Origin of the sequence: Ferruginibacter sp. HRS2-29 (genome assembly GCF_024343615.1) — a bacterium.
GTDB lineage: Bacteria > Bacteroidota > Bacteroidia > Chitinophagales > Chitinophagaceae > Ferruginibacter.
On the sequence record NZ_RJUB01000080.1, the window covers coordinates 1 to 1,924 of the forward strand.

Annotated in this window: 2 protein-coding genes; both read right to left on the bottom strand. The window is 41.1% G+C overall.

The window, feature by feature from the left end:
- Positions 1-304, bottom strand: a 304-nt coding sequence (locus EGI32_RS11045) for a hypothetical protein (protein ID WP_255155431.1), incomplete at its 3' end; no start/stop codon positions are given.
- On the bottom strand, positions 301-1,924 hold a 1,624-nt coding region (locus EGI32_RS11050), incomplete at its 5' end, for an AHH domain-containing protein (protein ID WP_255155432.1). The genes EGI32_RS11045 and EGI32_RS11050, both read right to left, overlap by 4 nt.

Here is a 1,924-nt window from a genome sequence, read left to right on the forward strand (position 1 = left end):
ATTCTAAATTTTCGTTACCTGTCAAGTTATTTTCTATTATTGTCATTAACTTTTCTGATAACAATGGCCATGCAAGACTATTAGGTTGATAATCTAGCCATATTTTTTTTACATCTTTAAGGTCTTTGGTTTGTACTAGAGCGCCTTTTACTTCTTTGAGTAAATATAAATTAAACTCAAAAGGCAATTCATTCTTATCGGTTAATTCACCAATTAATTCATGCGCAGGTTTTGCACCTTCCGGTGCAAACGCACTCGTCACCATAGGTGAATTTTTTCCGCTTAAAAGATAATAGTTCATCATTGCCAACCAGCTTTACGTAAAAGTTGAGGATTTTTCACAACAGGATCGATAACATATTTATTAAAAAGTTTAATAAACTGTGCCTGGCTGCCTCCTGCACTTGCTGCTGCAGATTGCATACCTTTTAATACAAAGATATGATAAGCGTTTGGATGTCTACCTAAATGTGGTAATGCCATTTTATTCCAGCCACCGTCAAGGGTTAAATTAAACTGCTTAGCGATAGCAGCCATTTGAGGAGTGAAAATTTTGTTCTTATTTGTAGCAAAGTGATGTATTTGGATCGGCAATAATTTTTTAGTCGTAGGGCTAACTGTTCTAAAAACGGAACTTTTTGCTGATTGAGACGTGAATTGCCAAAATCCAATCCATGCATCTCTAGAACGGCTACCTCCTGCATTAAGATCAGACCACCAGTTAGTTACGCTTCCTTTTAATCCTGTGAATATAAATCCGGGGACTGCCCCACCGCCACCATTCTGCTTGTATTGTGAATAGGCTTGTCGCGTATCTTTAAGAGGTTCTCCATTAATGACATTGGTGGTTGCTTCCGAAAGATTAGTACCAGTAGTCATTCCAACTTTATTCCATATAGCAAACCATATTCCATTATCAAATTCTATTCCCCGCCTCATAAAAGCTTTATGTTCATTATCCCACGACCATCCCCCATTTTCACCTTCTATGTAAAAATAGGTTAGTCGAAAATCCGCTTTTGTATCGGTACCTAGATTGGTTGAAACTGTGTGTACTTTAGAATTTTTGTTTCCAACTAGTACCATGTCTCCATTTGGAGCAATAGCATCTACAGCTCCTTTCTGATGATCTGTTTTTATAGTTGAACCTCTCGCGGGTGGATCGGGATCGTTACCATCATTTCCGGCATCGTCTCCATCAATATCACTAAGAACAATGGGACTTCCACTAAAACATAAATATGGGCTTTCAGACTCTTTTAAAATAGGATCTAAATTCCACCTTCTTCCAATCCTGCTATCATATTCCCAATATTCAGCAGTAGTACTTCCATCAAAAATCTCATCACTTTTCTCCTGCCCATTAAACCCATACCTGTACCCACTTCCCCCATCAAATTTCCTTCCTGGCATTAGCATCCCGAAAGGATAGTAATCGTTGGCCGTTACTACATCCGGGCTGTAGTATTCAACTATCGTGTTGCCATCGTGAACGCCGGTCCTTTCCAGGCGCTTGTCGGTGATGGTAACGAGCACGTTGCCCAGGTGGTTGGTCAATTCAAAGAACGTAGCGCCTCTTTCAAAGGTAAACAATTCGCCGCGATCGAGGGTGGTACCGGTCATTGCCAGGAATGTGCGGCTCTCGATGCCTACATCTACTTTTGTATTGAGTATACCCAGCCTGCTGCTGCCGTAAAGGTGTACTTCGGTCTGGCAAAGCAGGTTACTGTTGAGTGCACCTCCTTCGGGTGTTTCGCCGGTCTGGTATACACTCATCACATTGCCCGACGCATCGCGTACATAGAAAGTGGTGACAGCTTTATAACTTTCGGCCGAACCTACCAGTTTTGTAGTACCTACTTTTTTACTGATGCGGTTCCCGGATACATCGTATGTATAGGTAATATCTGTTTGTGTGGTAAGC